This window comes from Chryseobacterium sp. UF-290 (assembly GCF_058245615.1).
This window is the reverse complement of sequence record NZ_JBSICB010000019.1, coordinates 1-17,213: the sequence shown is the minus strand read 5'-3', so window position 1 is coordinate 17,213 and position 17,213 is coordinate 1. Positions and strand designations below refer to the sequence as shown.

The window sequence follows — 17,213 nt, the reverse complement described above, 5'->3', positions numbered from 1 at the left end:
AAATTCTATTCCAGGAACCATCATAAAAAAGCAGAGATCAATTCCCTGCTTTTTCTTTTTTTACGGCTTGGTTCATAATGAGGATGATCCCGAGCAATAAGCAGGCTATGATAAGGTAGCGCCAGGAAAGCCCTTTTTGTTCCGTCACCGTTCCGCTTACAGAAATGATAAAGCTGGTAACAGAGGTGATCACATACACCAATCCACCCATCAGCCCGCCTGCTGTTCCTGCATTTTTTGGGAAATACAGCATACTTGTCGTGAAGAATGAAGTAAATAAGATCCCGGAACAGATATGGATAAAAAAGGCAAACGGAATCATAATGAAAAGACTTTCTGCAAAATAGCTGGTAATGATCAGGCTTATGATCAGGAATAACTGCAGCATGACAGGCTGTAAAATTCTCGGTTTAAAGTCAAGAGTAAGTCTGCGTTTTCCTATAAACCCACCGATCATCCATGAAAAACCTAAGATCAAAGTACAGTATCCAATGACTACGGGAGTGAAATGGAATGTATTTTCAATGATAAATGGTCCGGTAATATTGAACAGCATTACAATAGAATAGCTTAATCCTAAGATGAAAATACCTAACATGAAGATCCTGTTTTTGAGCATCATCTTATAAAGGCTGATATTTTCCGAAAGGTCAAGCTTCTTTTTCTGAGGCAGGCTCTCACCACTGAAAAACCATTCGAATAAGAACAAAAATCCGGCATAAAAAGCAAGGAAATAAAAATTCGCATGCCAGTTAAAAAGCTTTTCAAGGTAACCTCCAAGAAAAGGAGCCAGAATGGGACCACAGGACCATACAATAGTGAAATAGCTTAAATAATGCTTCACCCTTTCCGAATCATAGATGTCCACAAAAATCGCACGGGTGGCGACTACCAGTACAGAGACAGCGGCCCCCTGAAGGATGCGGAGCAGGCAGATCAGCAGAATGCTGTTGGTCATTGTGATCAGTATACTGCTGATGATCAATGTGAATAACGCTAATAATTTCGGGCGATAGCGGCCGATACTGTCCAGAATTCCGCCTACGAACAGTTGTGAAATTCCATAGCTCAGCAGATAGGACGTTAACGTGATCTGGATATCTTTTTCGGAAACCATCATTTCCTTAGCCATAGAGGGGAACGACGGTAAGTAGATATCGGTGACGAATCCCGAAAGCGGGATAGACACAAAGGCCATAATGGTTATTAATCTGATACGCTGTTCAGATGCTTCTCTCAACATATTCATTCATTTTTTACAATGCAAAAATAAGGTAAGAAATACTGAAATGAATTTTAAAAGACAAAGTAAAAATTACAAAATTCAAATATTTATAAAGAACTTTTAAATTTCAAAGGTGAGGTTTGGGCATGTTTTTTAAAGAAGTTGTTGAAATGGGAGGGCTGTTCAAAGCCTAATGTATATCCTATTTGAGCAATATCCCAATTCGTATATTTCAACAGGTTTTTAGACTCTTCAAACATCCTTTCTTTAATGATTTGTGTTGTCGTAAGATTGGTGACGGATTTCACCGATGAATTTAAGTGGTTGACATGTACATTCAGGTGCTGCGCAAAATCAGCAGGAGTCTTTAATGCGAGTGGATAAGCGGGAGAATCCAGCGGAAACTGCTTGTTGAGAAGCTCATCAAATAATTTATACAGCCGGATATTTGCCGGAAGTTCATTAGGATGAATATCTTCTACACGATTTTCCAGTGCCAGATGCAGCACGGAGGCCAGGTGGCTTTTAATACTGCTGCACCGGAAAGGATACGCAGAATTGTTCAGTTTATACATCTGCTCAAAATACAGCGTAGCCAGCTGTGTCTGCTCTTCTGTCAGAAAGACAACGGGCTTGCTCCATTCTTTAAACAGCGAGGTCTTTTTAAACAGATTGAACTCAGAGTTTCCGTGAAAAAATTCCTGGTTGAAAAGACAGAAATAGCCTTCCTGAAAATCACTTTCACATTCCCAGGAATAGGGAATGCTGGGGGAAGGAAAGAACAGCGCCGGCCGGTCGATATACAGCTGATGGGTACCGTAATGGATCGTGCCTTTTCCAATCATAAAGCTGATCTTATAATAATCACGCCGGTTGTAGGGACTCTTGAAGCTGCAGTATCTCCGCATAGAAATATTGAAATGCGACTTACCCGTTTCAAAATCCTCCGTATCAAACATTTTGATCTGTTCTTTACGGATACGTCTGTAATAATCCTGTATGGTTTCCAGCTGATCGCTCATGGTAGTAAATTATAAAAATCAAAGATACGTAAATATGAGTAATGAATAATAAGCAATGAGTAATAATACTTCTTGCTTTCATTACAGGAGGCGTATTTTATAAGAAATAATCTGCTTCAAGAACTTTGCCTGAAAATTTAACTTTTATTGATCTCCATTTCTAAAATATGTGACGGAAGCTGAAAAGGCCCGGTTCTGGAATCTGCAACTGAAGTAAAACCGGATTCCTTTAAAAACTCCAGAAGCGGATCATGAGCCAGTATATTGATCCATATTACATCTGAGAAGCTTACCGCAGATCTGCTCTTTTTCCATAGTGACTGTCTTACTTCCGGTGAGCTGAACTCGGGAAGAATGACAAAACTGATTTCTGTAGCTCTTTTTCCGTCAGATATTCCGGGATACAGAGAACCGCTTTTTATGATGCTGTATCCTGCAGGCTGTTGATCCGCATAGGTCATGATGAGCTGATTGGAAAGGTTATTCAGGTCGTTGATCATTTTTCTCGGATCGATTTCGTTCCTGATGTATTTTTTGATGTCTTCTTCAGCAACGAAGTCTTTGTGAAGAGCATAAACCGAAGAATCGATGATGGCTATAAGATCAGAAATTCCCTCTTCAGAACCCACTGTAAATTTTGAAATGATATCCATGAGTCTTTTTTATTCAAATTTAGAAGATTAATTCATTGGAAAAGGGCACAGTTTGTTAAAATCTTACAGATACAGATCTTAAAAAGCTGTTTAGACTTTTCCAACGAAAACTACAAAAGCCCAAAAAGATTAGATACTTAAGTTGTTTTAAGTCAAAAGCTTACTGCGCAATAAGTCACTTGAGCTTTATGAAAATCTTTGATTTTCTTCTTATGTGAACTTTTTATACAGTATCATTTTAAACTAACTTAAGTGGACTAAAGTGTTTAGAATAAAAGCTTTCTTATTATTTTTTATTTAATGCTATATTGTATGTTCTTGCTTTTATCAATCTCCAGCTGTGGAATATCATCAATTGTTTTAAAATAAAAACCGTCAATTGTCGCCCTAATTTTACTTTGGTTTTTATGAAATTATAAACGTGAGATTTTCTGTAAAAATTTATTTTATAGAAATTGAGATTGAATGCAAAATGATGCAAAAGCAATTCGAAAGAATTCCTTTCAGGGTGCTCCAGATGAGGGTTGAATCCGGGTTATCCGGTCCTTTTTGGAGGGTAAATATTTCAAAAACGCACTTTTATTGAGGTGAAAGTGAAGATTTTAATCATTTAACCCAAACTTTTTTCGCTCCAGTTAGGCTGGAATCACCATAAAACCTATATTTGCAGCCTAAATTTTTAAATAAATGAAAGAACTAATTGAAAAAATCAACGCAGAATTTGAAGCGTTCACTACTGAGGCGAACCAGCAAGCAGAAAAAGGAAACAAAGCAGCAGGTACAAGAGCTCGTAAAGCAGCTTTAGAGCTTAGCAAACTGTTCAAAGAATTTAGAAAAGTTTCTGTAGAAGAAGCAAAAAAATAATTTGTTCCCGAACCGGTTCTCAGGAGCCGGTTTTTTTTATATCCGGATTGGTGGAGAAATCATGTCACATGCAGACTCTACAAAAAAGATCCGCTTTTTTATTTTCGCCACGAGTGCACTAATATCGGTACATTCATGGCTGAAAATAAAGTTTCCATCTGATCGGAAAATCATCTGTTATATTTTGCTTTTTGACAGACTATCATTGAGTCCTTTTAATAAATCCCTGCAGGTTCGTTTTTTAAACGTTAAAATTTCTTAGTTTTTAAAATACTTTCCCAAAATTAAATTCCAAAAGTTAAATACTATTAAATTATATTAAACCTATACTTTCCTTTGTGGTTCAGCCTATATATTTGTACAGTTAATTCTAAAATTAATGTACTGATACCTATGAAACACTCTTATTTATATTTATTATTGATCCTGTTTTTTGGACTGTTCCATGCACAGCAAATTAAAATAGTTGATTCTGAAAACGGGAATCCCATCTCCAATGCGAGAATTCTTCTCAGTGACCAGATTATTTATACCAATGAAGACGGCCTGGCACCTGTCAGTAAAGATGCCGGCGGGTTCGAAATATCTGCTTCCGGGTATCAGAAAATAAATGTTCCGGATTTTAATCCTTTAATAAAGCTTAATCCCCTCTATAAGGATATTGGTGAGATAAAGATTGTCAACGTTGATGTCCGTAAGATCTTTCAGGATGTAAGCAAGAACTATCAGAAAAGATATTATAATGAGCCGTCTCAGTATGATGTTGTTTACAAGGAAAAAAGCTTTGATAATGACAAGCTGTATTTTCTGGTGATTGCAGAAGCTAAGCTCTGGGCTAAGGATAATAAGTATAACTTTAAAGAAGGATTCCGTAAAGACTATGATGAAATTCTTCAGATGCAGCTGAATACTGTAAAATATCTTAAAAGTATAAAGTCAGACAGCGTATTCACCGGCAAGACCAATGAACTTACTCATGAATATTTGGGGAACTACTTCCTGAACTATGAACTTTACAGAACGCTTCAGCATTTGAACAGAAAGGGAGTAAAATATTCAGGGAGACTGATCTTTGAAGAAGGAGACGAACAGCTGATTACCTTTAAGATTAATTCTGTAAGTGGAATTCAGATGAAAGGAGAATTTAAATATAATACAAAGGACAAAGCCATCACTTATTTTGAAACCCACTATTTCCAGACCGATTATCCGGTAATGAAAAAGAAGATGACCGATGGAAGGGAATTCGATTACAAGCTTGGTGATGCTTCTCTTATCTTTGATTTCTATAAGAAGAACGGTTCCTATGTTCCTGCAATGACAAGGCTTGAAGGAGATAAATTTACCGCTTTTTATAACGATGAGACCCATGTGAAAAAGTTCAGCCGTGAGATCATCTACAATACATTTGCCCAAGCGGATAAGAAAGGCCTAAATCCAAGGGTAGACTTCAATATCAGCATCTGGAATAATGTGGCAGTGAAAGAAGAAAAAGCGGGAACAACATTGCTTTCCGAAGAGGAAAAAGCTTTTGTCAATGGAAAATGATTTTTTATTGAATCTGGAAATGATATTTTAGACCGTTACTGTAACGGTCTTTTTCATGAATTTAAATGATGAAGTATTCAACTTTTTTATTCGTGGTGCATTAGCGGTCAAACAATTTTGCTTAAATAAAGTCTCGCAGATCAGTTGGATCAGGCGGATTTTTCTGATAGTGTAAACATAAATATCTTTTATTCTATGTTTTTTATGTGAGTTTATCAATGCCGTAGTTGTCATCTTGTATAATATTTTTATTCTATAAAACTGATGTGAAAGAACATTCCGCAGATTTAGAAAATCTTTTAAGATCGGCTCATCTCAAAGTGCAGTTGTAATTTAATTAAATACATGAGAAAAATGTTCACAATATTGTTGTACAGGAACTTTTTTGCTTTCATTACTTCATCATCTCCTTAAATTCCTTTATCTTTAAACCAATCAATATATATTATGAGGATAAATAGATTTTTTGCAATGCCAGCCCTCATGCTGGCTGCTCAGTTTTCATGGGCTCAGGTAAAAGTAGACCCGAAAGAGAGGCTTGACCCTATCGTAAAAAGTTTTGTAGATGAAGTAAACAGCAATTCCCAGCTTGAAAACATGGCTTATGAGCTGCTGGATGGGATAGGACCCCGTCTTGTGGGAACACCGGAAATGCTGGCAGCCAATGAATGGAGTGCAGGTAAGCTTCGTTCATGGGGAATAGAGGCCAATCTTCAGCAATTTGGAACCTGGAAAGGGTGGCAGAGAGGTACAACCCATGTAGATATGATCTATCCACGTGTGAAATCTTTATCCGCAACACAGCTTGCATGGAGTCCGGCAACAAAAAAGGCTATAGAAGCTGAAGTTGTAATTCTTCCCAAAGCTTCCTCTAAAGCCGAGTTTGATGCATGGCTACCTTCTGCAAAGGGGAAAATTGTGTTGATGGCTCAATACCAAAAAATAGGACGTTCTGATGAGCAGATCAAGGAATTTGCCACACCGGATCTTTATGAAAAGCTTAAAGCGGAAAAGGAGCAGGCGGCAAAAGACTTTACAGCATATGTAAAGAATATCGGTTATGACAACAATACACTTCCGGAAGCTTTAGAAAAAGCAGGAGCGGCAGGAATTGCTATTTCAAACTGGACAGGGATTATGGGAGCCAACCGGATATTTGGGGCAAAAACATCAAAAATCCCGATGATCGATATTGATGTGGAAGACTATGGAATGCTTTACAGGATGGCAGAAAAAGGGGCTAAGCCTAAGATCAAAGTAGATGCTCAATCGAAAATTCTTCCTGAGGCTAAAAGCTTCAATACCATTGGGATGATCAAAGGGAAAGAGAAACCTGATGAGTATGTCATTCTTTCCGCTCACCTTGATTCGTGGGATGGCGCTCAGGGAGCTACAGATAACGGAACAGGAACGCTTACCATGCTTGAAGCGATGAGAATCCTGAAAAAATATTATCCCAACAATAAAAGGACGATCGTAATAGGACTTTGGGGAAGTGAAGAGCAGGGATTGAACGGATCCAGAGGCTTTGTAGCAGATAATCCTCAAATTATAAAAGGAGTACAGGCTGCTTTTAACCAGGATAATGGAACAGGTCGTGTGGTGAATATCAGTGGACAAGGGTTTGTGAAGGCCTATGATTATATCGGAAGATGGCTTGACGGAGTTCCCAAATCGGTAAGAAGCCATATCAAAACCGACTTCCCGGGAATGCCTGGCGGAGGAGGCTCTGACCATGCTTCTTTTGTAGCTGCCGGAGTGCCGGGAATTTCTTTAGGTTCTTTGAACTGGGGATACTTTGGGTATACATGGCATACGACAAAAGATACATATGATAAGATCGTTTTTGATGAAGTGAAAAATAATGTAGTTTTAACAGCTGCATTGGCTTATATGGCATCTGAAGATCCTGAATTGGCCGACAGGGAAAAAAGGGTAATGCCACAGGATGAAAAAGGGGAAACAATGAAATGGCCGGAAGCGAAGGAACCGAAGAGAAGTTCGAAAGAGTATAAATAATTATGAATGGATGCTGGAAGCTGGAAGTTGTTTGAAGTCCGAAGATAGAGAATAGCTTCATCTGATGAACAAATCCGATTCTTTAAGTATCCACAAATTTAAATTATAAATGGAAGGGCTGGTTCAGTAAAGAATCAGCCCTTTTACTTATAACTTCTTTCGAATCACTCCTGCTTTTATAATGCTACGAATGCACAAATGATTTTATTCGTGTACCCGTGGCTAAATCTTAAATATGGAGCTTTATCTCCGAAAACTGCGATGCAGAAGGTTTGTAATCTGTGGTATCCAACTTTCCGAAACCATATGCACAGAAAATAAATGGTAAGCCATTTGATGCTGCAGAATTATAATCGGTCTGGGTGTCACCAATATATACAGAATCTTCTACAGATAAATGATTTCTTTCCATAATAAGCCTTATGTTTTCAGACTTCGGCTTTTGGGTTCGTCCGTGAGATTCAAAATCTATAAACAGATCATTGAACTGATAATATTCTAAAAACGCTTCAATATATCCGTTCTGGCAGTTGCTTACAATGAAAAGATTGTGGTCATGGGTAAGATATCTAAGGGTTTCTTCAACCCCTTCATATAAGATCCCGCCAAGGGTACGCAAAATCTGATTTTCATTTCTTACAATTTCAGAAAGAATTTCCGCAACCTGGTGATCAGAAATACCGGGTATGATATCTTTCAGAATATCTTTTGCCAGAAGCCCCATATATTGATCCATATCTTCCGGCTTTAATTCCTTTTCAATGAATTGGTGCCGGTGTAAAACATCGTTCCAAATTCCTATGATTGTCGCTCTGGGGTCCCATAAGGTTCCGTCTAAATCGAAAATTAAATTTTTATACTTCAAAGTACTGTGTTTATCTCTTAATTTCTATTGGTATCACAAAACTACAGGATCATGCTCAGCTGAATCCTTTTTCTCGCCTCATCCACTTCCGTTACTTTTACCCTTACATGCTGGTGGAGCTTTACCACTTCGTTCACATCAGATACAAATCCTTCTTTCAGCTGTGATATGTGTACCAGTCCGCTTTCTTTGATTCCTAGATCGACGAAACACCCGAAAGCGGTAATATTATTAACGATTCCGGGAAGGATCATTCCTGCTTTTACATCTTTAATGCTTTTTACATTAGGATCGAATTCAAATACCTTGGCTGCTTTTCTTGGATCTAAACCTGGTTTTTCCAGCTCTTTCAGAATATCTTTTACACCTAAGATCCCGATTTCTCCTGTAATATAATTTTCAGGCTTCACCAGAGCGATTTTTTCCTTATTGGCGATCAGCTCATGGGTTTTGATGCCCATATCTTTGGCCATTTTTTCTACGATTCCATAAGCTTCAGGGTGTACGGCAGAATTATCCAGCGGGTTTTTAGCATTGGCTATTCTCACAAAAGCTGCTGCCTGCTGGAAAGCTTTCTCTCCAAGTCTTGGTACTTTTTTCAGCTGCTTCCTGTCTTCAAAAGCGCCGTTTTCAGCCCGGTAATTGACAATATTCTCAGCCATCTTTTCACCAATTCCGGAAACATAGCTCAATAATGATTTACTGGCGGTATTCAGGTTGATGCCCACGGAATTCACACACTTCATCACGGTAGAATCCAGCTCGTTCTTCAATTGGGTCTGATCTACATCATGCTGATATTGCCCTACACCAATGGACTTCGGGTCGATCTTTACCAGCTCGGCCAACGGATCAGAAAGTCTTCTTCCGATCGAAACAGCACCCCGCACAGTCACATCATACGTAGGGAACTCATCTCTTGCAATTTTACTTGCAGAATAAACCGACGCTCCCGCTTCCGACACTACAAAAACCTGCAATGGTTTATCAAAGGCGATCTTTTTAATAAAGAATTCTGTTTCACGGCTCGCGGTTCCGTTTCCGATAGAAATGGCTTCTATATGGTAAGCATTGACCATAGAACGGATCTTTTTCATGGCCATTCCGCTTTCATTCTGTGGAGAGTGGGGATAGATCGTTTCATTATGGAGCAAATCTCCTTTTTCATCTATGCATACTATTTTACATCCGCTTCTGTATCCCGGATCAATGGCTAAGATCCTTTTCTCTCCCAAAGGAGGAGCCAAAAGTAACTGACTTAAGTTTTCGGAAAAGATTTCAATAGCTTTCTGGTCTGCCTTTTCTTTAGCTTCCTGAAGCGCTTCGTTGGATATAGCCGGTTCCAAAAGTCTTTTATAACTGTCCTTTATGGCCAGAGCTATCTGTTCCGAACTTTCATTGTTGGATTTGATGATGGCTTTTTCAATAAAGTCGATCGCTTCTTCCTTGTCAATGCCGACATTCGTTTTCACAAAACCTTCCGCTTCTGCTCTCAGCATAGCAAGAAGCCTGTGGGATGGAGTTCTGCTGAGGTTTTCTTCCCACTCAAAATACTGGGAAAACTTCTGTGCATCTTCTTCCTCTTTTTTAGCTTTCACAACTTTAGACGTTATTACAGCCTTCCGTTGAAAAATACGGCGAAGATTTTTACGGACATACATATTTTCATTGATCCATTCCGCCATAATATCTCTGGCGCCCTGAAGAGCTTCCTCTTCTGACGAAACTTCATTGTTCAGATATTTTGAAGCCAGAAACTGAACATCATCATTCTTCTGGCTCATAATGATTTTAGCTAAAGGCTCCAGTCCCTTTTCTTTAGCTGTGTCAGCCTTGGTTTTCTTACGCTTTTTGAAAGGCAGATACAGGTCTTCCAGCTCCTGAAGATCAAAGCTATCCTCAATTCTTTGTCTAAGCTCAGGCGTCAAAGCCTTCTGTTCTTCTATAGATTTTAAGATAGATTCCTTTCTCTTCACAATCTCTTCAAACTGCCTGCTGATCTTGGCAATCTGCTCGATCTGGGTCTCATCGAGATTTCCGGTTTTATCCTTCCGGTAACGGGAAATAAAAGGGATCGTGCAATCTTCGGCTAATAGTTGTAAGGTATTGTTGATGCTCTTTTCAGGAATATTGAGCTGCTTCTGTATAAATTCTACGGTCGTCATTGTTCTGTTTTCGGATCGCTAAAATAGGGTTTTTAAAAAGAAAAAAGGCGAGTTGCCCCGCCTTAAATGTTTTCACAACGGAATAATCCTTATTGTGAATTGCTTTCGGTACAAATGTAAAAATTATATTTTTATTCAAAATACGGAAAACCGTAATTATTATAAAAATTTAAGATTTAACTTTAGCAGATAATGTTATAGCTTTAAAATAAAGAAATCCTAATAAGTAAAAACTCTTATTAGGATTAAAATGAAAACAATTCACAATAGTTATCAATTATAAAATAACCACTGTATAGAAAAAGCAAAAAACTTCGGGGGATTTTCGTATTAAGTTTGGACCTTAATAATAATTTCTCGTCAGAAATTATCCTTTTCTAAAAACAAAGATATATAATTTTATATAATTGATAACTGAAACACAAATTATTTTTATATTTGTGTGCTATTTTGTTGTAAATTATTGAAAATGAGTGTAAAAAATATTTTAGGATTAGACCTGGGTGTTTCTTCAATCGGCTGGGCTTTGGTTCAGGAAGATTCTAAAAACCCTGAAAATAATAGGATTATAAAATTAGGTGTTCGTGTAAATCCACTAACTGTTGATGAGCAAATTAATTTTGAAAAAGGAAAACCTATTACAACCAATGCCGGACGAACTTTAGCAAGAAGTGCACGAAGAAACCTGCAAAGATTCAAATTACGAAGAGCTCATCTTATTGATGTTTTAAAGAAAGGAAATATTCTGAAAGAAGGAGATTTGCTCACAGAGGTTGGGAAGAATTCCACGTTTCAAACCCAGGAATTACGAGCTAAAGCTGCAAAAGAAAAAATTGAATTGGTTGATTTTGCCAGGGTTTTACTTTTAATCAATAAAAAAAGAGGGTACAAAAGTAGCAGAAAAGCAAAGAACGATGAAGATGGACAAATCATTGACGGAATGTCTGTTGCTAAAAAATTGTATGAAGAAAACCTGACGCCGGGAGAATATTCTTACCGGCTTTTAATACAAGGCAAAAAGCAATTGCCGGATTTTTACCGTTCTGATTTGCAAGCTGAATTTGATAAAGTATGGAATTTTCAAAAGCAGTTTAATCCTGAAATTTTTACAGAAAATCTCTACAAAGAATTACAAGGGAAAAATAAAAATGCAACCTGGGCAATTGTAAAAGAACCGTTTTCTCTTGTTGGAATCAAGCAAACCGGAACTGCGCAGGAAAAGAAAATTGAAAGATATCTTTGGAGAAGTGATGCGGTAAAAAAACAAATGGATTTTGAAAGTCTGGCAATTGTACTTCAGGAAATTAACGGTAATCTTAATAATTCCAGCGGTTATCTTGGAGCAATCAGCGATAGAAGCAAAGATCTCTATTTTAATCATCAAACAGTTGGTGAATATCTTTATGCCCAGCTTCAAAAAAATCCGCATGCCAAATTAAAAAATCAGGTTTTTTACAGACAGGATTACCTGGATGAATTTGAGAAAATATGGGAAACTCAATCCAGATCTCATCCGGAATTAACGGATAAATTAAAGGTTGAAGTCCGGGACATCGTTATTTTTTATCAAAGAAAACTAAAATCTCAAAAGGGGTTAATCAGTATTTGTGAGTTTGAAAACAGGGAAATTGAAATCACAGAAAACGGAAAAATCAAAAAGAAAACTGTTGGTCTGAAGGTTGCTCCAAAGTCATCTCCGTTATTTCAGGAGTTTAAAATCTGGCAAAGATTAAATGATTTAGAATTTAAAAATGTAGAAACTAAGGAAATATTTCCTTTAGAGTTAGAACATAAAGAAATTATCTTCACTAATTTAAATATAAAGGGAAATCTTTCTTCGAAGGAAGTTATTGATTTGCTTGGGTATCCTTCAAAAGAATGGAAATGTAACTTCAAAGAGATTGATGGAAATAAAACCAACGAAAATCTTTATAATGCTTATTTGAGGATTCTGGCCAATGAAGAGGTAGAATTTCCAAAAGAATTTAAACTCAATGCAGATGATGAAATAAAAGTTTCTAAAATCTCCGTTTCTGCCAATAAAATAAAAGAATTTGTAAAGGAAAAATTGGGTGAACTGGGAATTAAAACTTCTGTTTTAGATTTCAATCCTGAGCTTGAAGGAAAGGATTTTGAAATGCAGGAATCTTATCAGCTTTGGCATTTGTTGTATTCTTATGAAGGTGATGATTCTCCGTCCGGAAATGAAAAATTGTATGAACTTTTAGAGAAAAAATTGGGGTTCAGAAAAGAGCATTCTAAAATATTGGCTGATGTTGCTTTTTCTCAGGATTACGGAAGTTTGAGCACCAAAGCGATGCGAAAGATTATTCCTCATCTGAAAGCAGGTTTGCCATTTGCGAAGAAATCAACGGAAAATAATGTTCTTTCTGCAACTGCAATGGCAGGTTATAATCATTCAAAATCATTTACCAAAGAACAATTGGCAAACAGAATTTTGAAAGAGCAGTTAGAAATTTTACCTAAAAATGCACTTAGAAATCCGGTTGTTGAAAAGATTTTGAACCAAATGATCAATCTGGTAAACGAAATCATAAAAGAATATGGAAAACCGGATGAGATCAGAATAGAATTGGCTCGTGAGCTTAAGAAAAATGCTGAGGAAAGAGCAAATATGACGGCTGAAATCAGCAAAGCAACCTTGCTTCATCAGAAATATGCGGAAATTTTGCAGAAAGAATTCGGAATAAAAATACCATCAAGAAATGATATTATTCGATATAAACTGTATCTGGAATTAGAAAAAAATCTGTTCAAAGATTTGTATACAGACACTCAGATTAAGAGAGAAGAACTTTTTACAGATAAATATGATATCGACCATATTATTCCGCAATCCCGGTTCTTTGATGATAGTTTTTCCAATAAAGTTATTGTGCCGAGAGGCGCCAATCTGAAAAAAGGAAACTTTACTTCTTTTGATTATTTGGAAATTGAAGGAAAAGAAAAGTTAGAAAAATTTCTCAATATCATTAAAGAATTATTTGACAAAGGGGCAATTTCTAAAGCTAAATACGAAAAACTTCAGAAAAAAGGAAGCGAAATTGGTGAAGGTTTTATTGAAAGAGATTTACGGGACACACAGTATATTGCCAAAAAAGCCAAAGAAATATTGTTTGGAATTACCAATACCGTGGTTTCTACTTCCGGTAGAATCACCGATAAGTTACGTGAAGATTGGAATTTGGTAAATACGATGAAAGAACTTAACCTTGAAAAGTACAGAACATCAGGTTTAACTGAATTAATTACCAATTCTAAAGGAGAAGAAAAAGAAAGAATCATTGACTGGACCAAGAGAAATGACCATCGTCATCACGCAGTGGATGCTCTTACGGTTGCTTTTACAACACATAACCATATTCAGTATCTCAATTATCTGAATGCCCGGAAAGATGAAAAACACAGGGAACATCAGAATATTTTTGCCATTGAAAATAAGATTACAGAAATCATAGAAAAGAAAAATGGTTCCAGGGAAAGAAAGTTCAAATTACCAATAAAAAATTTCAGAACCGAAGCCAGAAAACATTTGGAAGAGGTTTTGATTTCACATAAAGCAAAAAATAAAGTCGTTACGAAAAATATTAATACAACGAAGAAAAGGAGTGGGGTAGTTTCTAAAGTAGTTTTGACACCGAGAGGACAGCTTCATAAAGAAACCATTTACGGAAGCGCAAAGTTTCTTAAAATCAAAGAAGAAAAAATATCCGGAAAGTTTGATGAGGAAATCATTAATAAAGTTCAGAATGATACATATAGAAAAGCTTTGTTCGGGCGTTTACAAGAATTTGGAGGAGATTCTAAAAAAGCGTTTACAGGGAAAAATTCGTTGGCTAAAAATCCAATTTATCTGGGTGACGATAGAACCGAACAAGTGCCTGAAAGTGTAGCCTTAGCCTGGTATGAAACAGGCTACACCATAAGAAAAGCTGTAAATCCTGATAATTTTAAAGATTATAAAAATTTAGATAAGATTGTTGATGAAGGAGTAAAAAAAATCTTAAAAAAACGTTTAGACGAATTCAATGGAAATGCCAAAGAAGCATTTTCGGATTTAGAAAAAAATCCCATTTGGCTGAATGAATCTAAAGGAATTGCAATAAAAACGGTAACCATAACAGGAATCAATAATGCCGAAACATTGCATTACAAAAAAGACCATTTTGGAAAAGAAATTCTTGATGAAAACGGAAATAAAATACCTGTGGATTTTGTGAGTACGGGAAATAATCATCACGTTGCTATTTATGAAGATGCCAACGGAAACTTACAGGAAAAGGTTGTGAGTTTTTATGAAGCGGTAGAAAGGGTGAATCAGGGACTTTCAATTATTGATAAAGAATATAATTCCGATTCAGGATGGAAGTTTCTTTTCACAATGAAGCAGAATGAGATGTTTTTATTCCCTTCGGAAGATTTTAATCCAAAAGAAATCGATTTGTTTGATGAAAAGAATCTGAGCTTGATTTCTAAGAATTTGTTTAGGGTACAGAAAATTGCCACAAAAGATTATTTCTTTAGACATCATTTGGAAACCAATGTAGAAGATAATGCTAAGCTAAAGGGAATCATCTGGAAAAGAGAAGGTTTAACTGGGATTAGAAATATTTTGAAGATAAGACTCAATCATCTTGGTAAAGTTGTTCAGGTAGGAGAATAGAAATAGTAAATAATAAAATGATTACTAATGATCACCCGTTCCATCTATATTGGCAATCCAGCGTATCTCAGGCTCAAAGACGAGCAGATGAAAATTCTTTGCCCTGAAACAAAATCGGAGAAGGGAAGTATTCCTGTGGAGGATTTGGGATTGCTGATGCTGGATCATTTTCAAATTACAGTTTCGCACCAGCTGATCCAGAAAATGATGGGCAATAATGTAGTGGTAATTAGTTGTGACACCCATCATTTGCCCCATGGAATAATGCTTCCGATGTATGGGCATACTGAACATTCTGATAGAGTGAAAGATCAGCTGGAGGCCAGTGAACCTCTTAAAAAACAACTTTGGAAACAGACTGTAGAATGTAAGATTGAAAATCAGAAAAATGTTTTATTAAGACTGGGGAATTATTACGAACCCATGACGGAATATCAAAAGAATGTAAAAAGCGGTGATATCACCAATATGGAAGGGATTGCAGCGCAGCATTACTGGAAATATCTGATCAGCCTGGATTTTCTTAGAGGGCGTTTTGGAGATTTCCCTAATCAGTTTTTCAATTTCGGGTACTCTGTTTTGCGGAGTATTGTTGCAAGGGCAATTGTTGAAACAGGACTGCTTCCGGTATTGGGAATTTTCCATAAAAATAAATACAATCCCTATTGCCTGGCTGATGATCTGATGGAACCTTACCGTCCGTTTATAGATTTGCTGGTTATGGATTGGTTAACGAAGAATCCAAATTCTGATGAACTGACGAAAGCGTTTAAAGCTCATATGTTGCAGATAGCAACAAAAGATGTGAAAATTGATGGTAAAACCAGACCACTATTGGTAGCAGTAAAAACAACGGCTACTTCGCTTTACAAATGTTATACAGGAGAAAAACGTCTCATTGCTTATCCTGAGTTGATATGAATTCCGAAAGGTTTAATGCTTACAGAATTATGTGGGTTTTAGTATTATACGATTTGCCAACGGAAACCAAAGCTAATATGAAAGATGCGAACCGTTTTCGCAAAGCATTGATTGATGACGGCTTTACTCTCTTTCAGTTTTCTATGTATGTACGTCATTGTCCAAGCCGGGAGAATGCGGAAGTCCATATAAAAAGAGTAAAGTTCATGCTGCCTAAAGCCGGAAAAGTAGCGATTATGTGTATTACAGATAAGCAATTTGGAGACATTGAAATCTTTTTTGCCAGAAATAAAGAAGAGCCACCGCCAACCTTCCAGCAACTTGAATTATTCTAATTTTTAAATCCTAAATAAATAACAAATCCGTTGATTTTCAACGGATTAAATTTTGAGGTTGTGTATAATCACAAAGTTAGTGATTAAATGAAAGCAATTCACAACATATGTATCCGCAAACCATGTTCAAATTTGGTTGTGTATAATCACAAAGTTAGTGATTAAATGAAAGCAATTCACAACGTCGGCGTTAATCACTACATTTCCATGTGTGTTGTGTATAATCACAAAGTTAGTGATTAAATGAAAGCAATTCACAACGTACAAGTTCGTAAATAAAAAGTACAGCGAGTTGTGTATAATCACAAAGTTAGTGATTAAATGAAAGCAATTCACAACCATCCTCATTAATGTTAAATGAATAATTTTGTTGTGTATAATCACAAAGTTAGTGATTAAATGAAAGCAATTCACAACCAATGGACGTCTTTGGCGAAGAAGAAATGAGTTGTGTATAATCACAAAGTTAGTGATTAAATGAAAGCAATTCACAACCGTCAAGCAATTGAGTAACCATTTCAACCTGTTGTGTATAATCACAAAGTTAGTGATTAAATGAAAGCAATTCACAACTCGTTCTATCATCATATTTATTCCATTCGCGTTGTGTATAATCACAAAGTTAGTGATTAAATGAAAGCAATTCACAACGTAAGTATAAAAGTTCCTTTTATTGGCTTCGTTGTGTATAATCACAAAGTTAGTGATTAAATGAAAGCAATTCACAACGATCCTTTATTCCCGCAAAGAGTTAAAGAGGTTGTGTATAATCACAAAGTTAGTGATTAAATGAAAGCAATTCACAACCCAAAGACGGCCTATCAACAAGGTATTAGAGTTGTGTATAATCACAAAGTTAGTGATTAAATGAAAGCAATTCACAACCTTTGGGATAACTGGGAAAACTTCATT

11 protein-coding genes and 1 CRISPR repeat array are annotated in these 17,213 nt (G+C 36.5%); of the genes, 6 read left to right on the top strand and 5 right to left on the bottom strand.

Features of this window, described 5'->3' with window-relative positions; all coding sequences use genetic code 11:
- Window positions 1–37 precede the first annotated feature (37 nt).
- The 3 genes from AC4IF5_RS17815 to AC4IF5_RS17805 form a co-directional block, all read right to left on the bottom strand.
- Window positions 38–1,243 (bottom strand): MFS transporter, encoded by a 1,206-nt coding sequence (locus AC4IF5_RS17815; protein WP_490736883.1) that lies wholly within the window; start codon window positions 1,241–1,243, stop codon window positions 38–40.
- An 89-nt stretch (window positions 1,244–1,332) separates the two neighbouring features.
- Window positions 1,333–2,247, bottom strand: a complete 915-nt coding sequence (locus tag AC4IF5_RS17810; RefSeq protein ID WP_490736881.1) for a helix-turn-helix domain-containing protein — start codon at window positions 2,245–2,247, stop codon at window positions 1,333–1,335.
- A 137-nt stretch (window positions 2,248–2,384) separates the two neighbouring features.
- Entirely contained in the window at window positions 2,385–2,900 is a 516-nt protein-coding gene (locus AC4IF5_RS17805; protein WP_490736879.1) for a hypothetical protein, read from the bottom strand.
- 687 nt (window positions 2,901–3,587) lie between these two features.
- Here AC4IF5_RS17805 and AC4IF5_RS17800 point away from each other — a divergent pair.
- From AC4IF5_RS17800 to AC4IF5_RS17790, 3 genes are all read left to right on the top strand, one after another.
- Window positions 3,588–3,764 (top strand): histone H1, encoded by a 177-nt coding sequence (locus tag AC4IF5_RS17800; protein WP_002978882.1) that lies wholly within the window; start codon window positions 3,588–3,590, stop codon window positions 3,762–3,764.
- A 393-nt stretch (window positions 3,765–4,157) separates the two neighbouring features.
- Window positions 4,158–5,312, top strand: a complete 1,155-nt coding sequence (locus AC4IF5_RS17795; protein ID WP_490736876.1) for a hypothetical protein — start codon at window positions 4,158–4,160, stop codon at window positions 5,310–5,312.
- Between the two features lie 447 nt (window positions 5,313–5,759).
- Window positions 5,760–7,331, top strand: coding sequence for a M20/M25/M40 family metallo-hydrolase (locus AC4IF5_RS17790; RefSeq protein ID WP_490736874.1), 1,572 nt, complete (start codon window positions 5,760–5,762; stop codon window positions 7,329–7,331).
- 229 nt (window positions 7,332–7,560) lie between these two features.
- On the opposite strand, the gene AC4IF5_RS17785 is transcribed toward AC4IF5_RS17790, so the two are convergent.
- Both AC4IF5_RS17785 and AC4IF5_RS17780 read right to left on the bottom strand, forming a co-directional pair.
- Complete coding sequence (locus AC4IF5_RS17785; RefSeq protein ID WP_490736872.1) at window positions 7,561–8,196, bottom strand: HAD family hydrolase; 636 nt, start codon at window positions 8,194–8,196, stop codon at window positions 7,561–7,563.
- 41 nt (window positions 8,197–8,237) lie between these two features.
- Window positions 8,238–10,361 carry a Tex family protein gene (locus AC4IF5_RS17780; protein WP_490736870.1) on the bottom strand — a complete coding sequence of 708 codons (2,124 nt, stop codon included), beginning with the start codon at window positions 10,359–10,361 and terminating at the stop codon, window positions 8,238–8,240.
- Between the two features lie 469 nt (window positions 10,362–10,830).
- Between AC4IF5_RS17780 and cas9 the strand changes: the two genes are divergently transcribed.
- From cas9 to cas2, 3 genes are read left to right on the top strand one after another with little or no spacing between them, the layout of a single operon-like run.
- Window positions 10,831–15,045, top strand: a complete 4,215-nt coding sequence (gene cas9, locus AC4IF5_RS17775) for a type II CRISPR RNA-guided endonuclease Cas9 (protein ID WP_490736868.1) — start codon at window positions 10,831–10,833, stop codon at window positions 15,043–15,045.
- Window positions 15,046–15,072: 27 nt separating this feature from the next.
- Window positions 15,073–15,966 carry a type II CRISPR-associated endonuclease Cas1 gene (gene cas1 / locus AC4IF5_RS17770; protein ID WP_490736866.1) on the top strand — a complete coding sequence of 298 codons (894 nt, stop codon included), beginning with the start codon at window positions 15,073–15,075 and terminating at the stop codon, window positions 15,964–15,966.
- On the top strand, window positions 15,963–16,301 hold the full coding sequence (cas2, locus tag AC4IF5_RS17765; RefSeq protein ID WP_115963743.1) for a CRISPR-associated endonuclease Cas2: 339 nt from the start codon (window positions 15,963–15,965) through the stop codon (window positions 16,299–16,301). The genes cas1 and cas2 overlap by 4 nt, the downstream gene beginning before the upstream one ends.
- Before the next feature lie 57 nt (window positions 16,302–16,358).
- Window positions 16,359–17,186: direct repeats of the CRISPR family, unit length 48 nt; unit sequence GTTGTGTATAATCACAAAGTTAGTGATTAAATGAAAGCAATTCACAAC.
- Window positions 17,187–17,213: the final 27 nt, after the last annotated feature.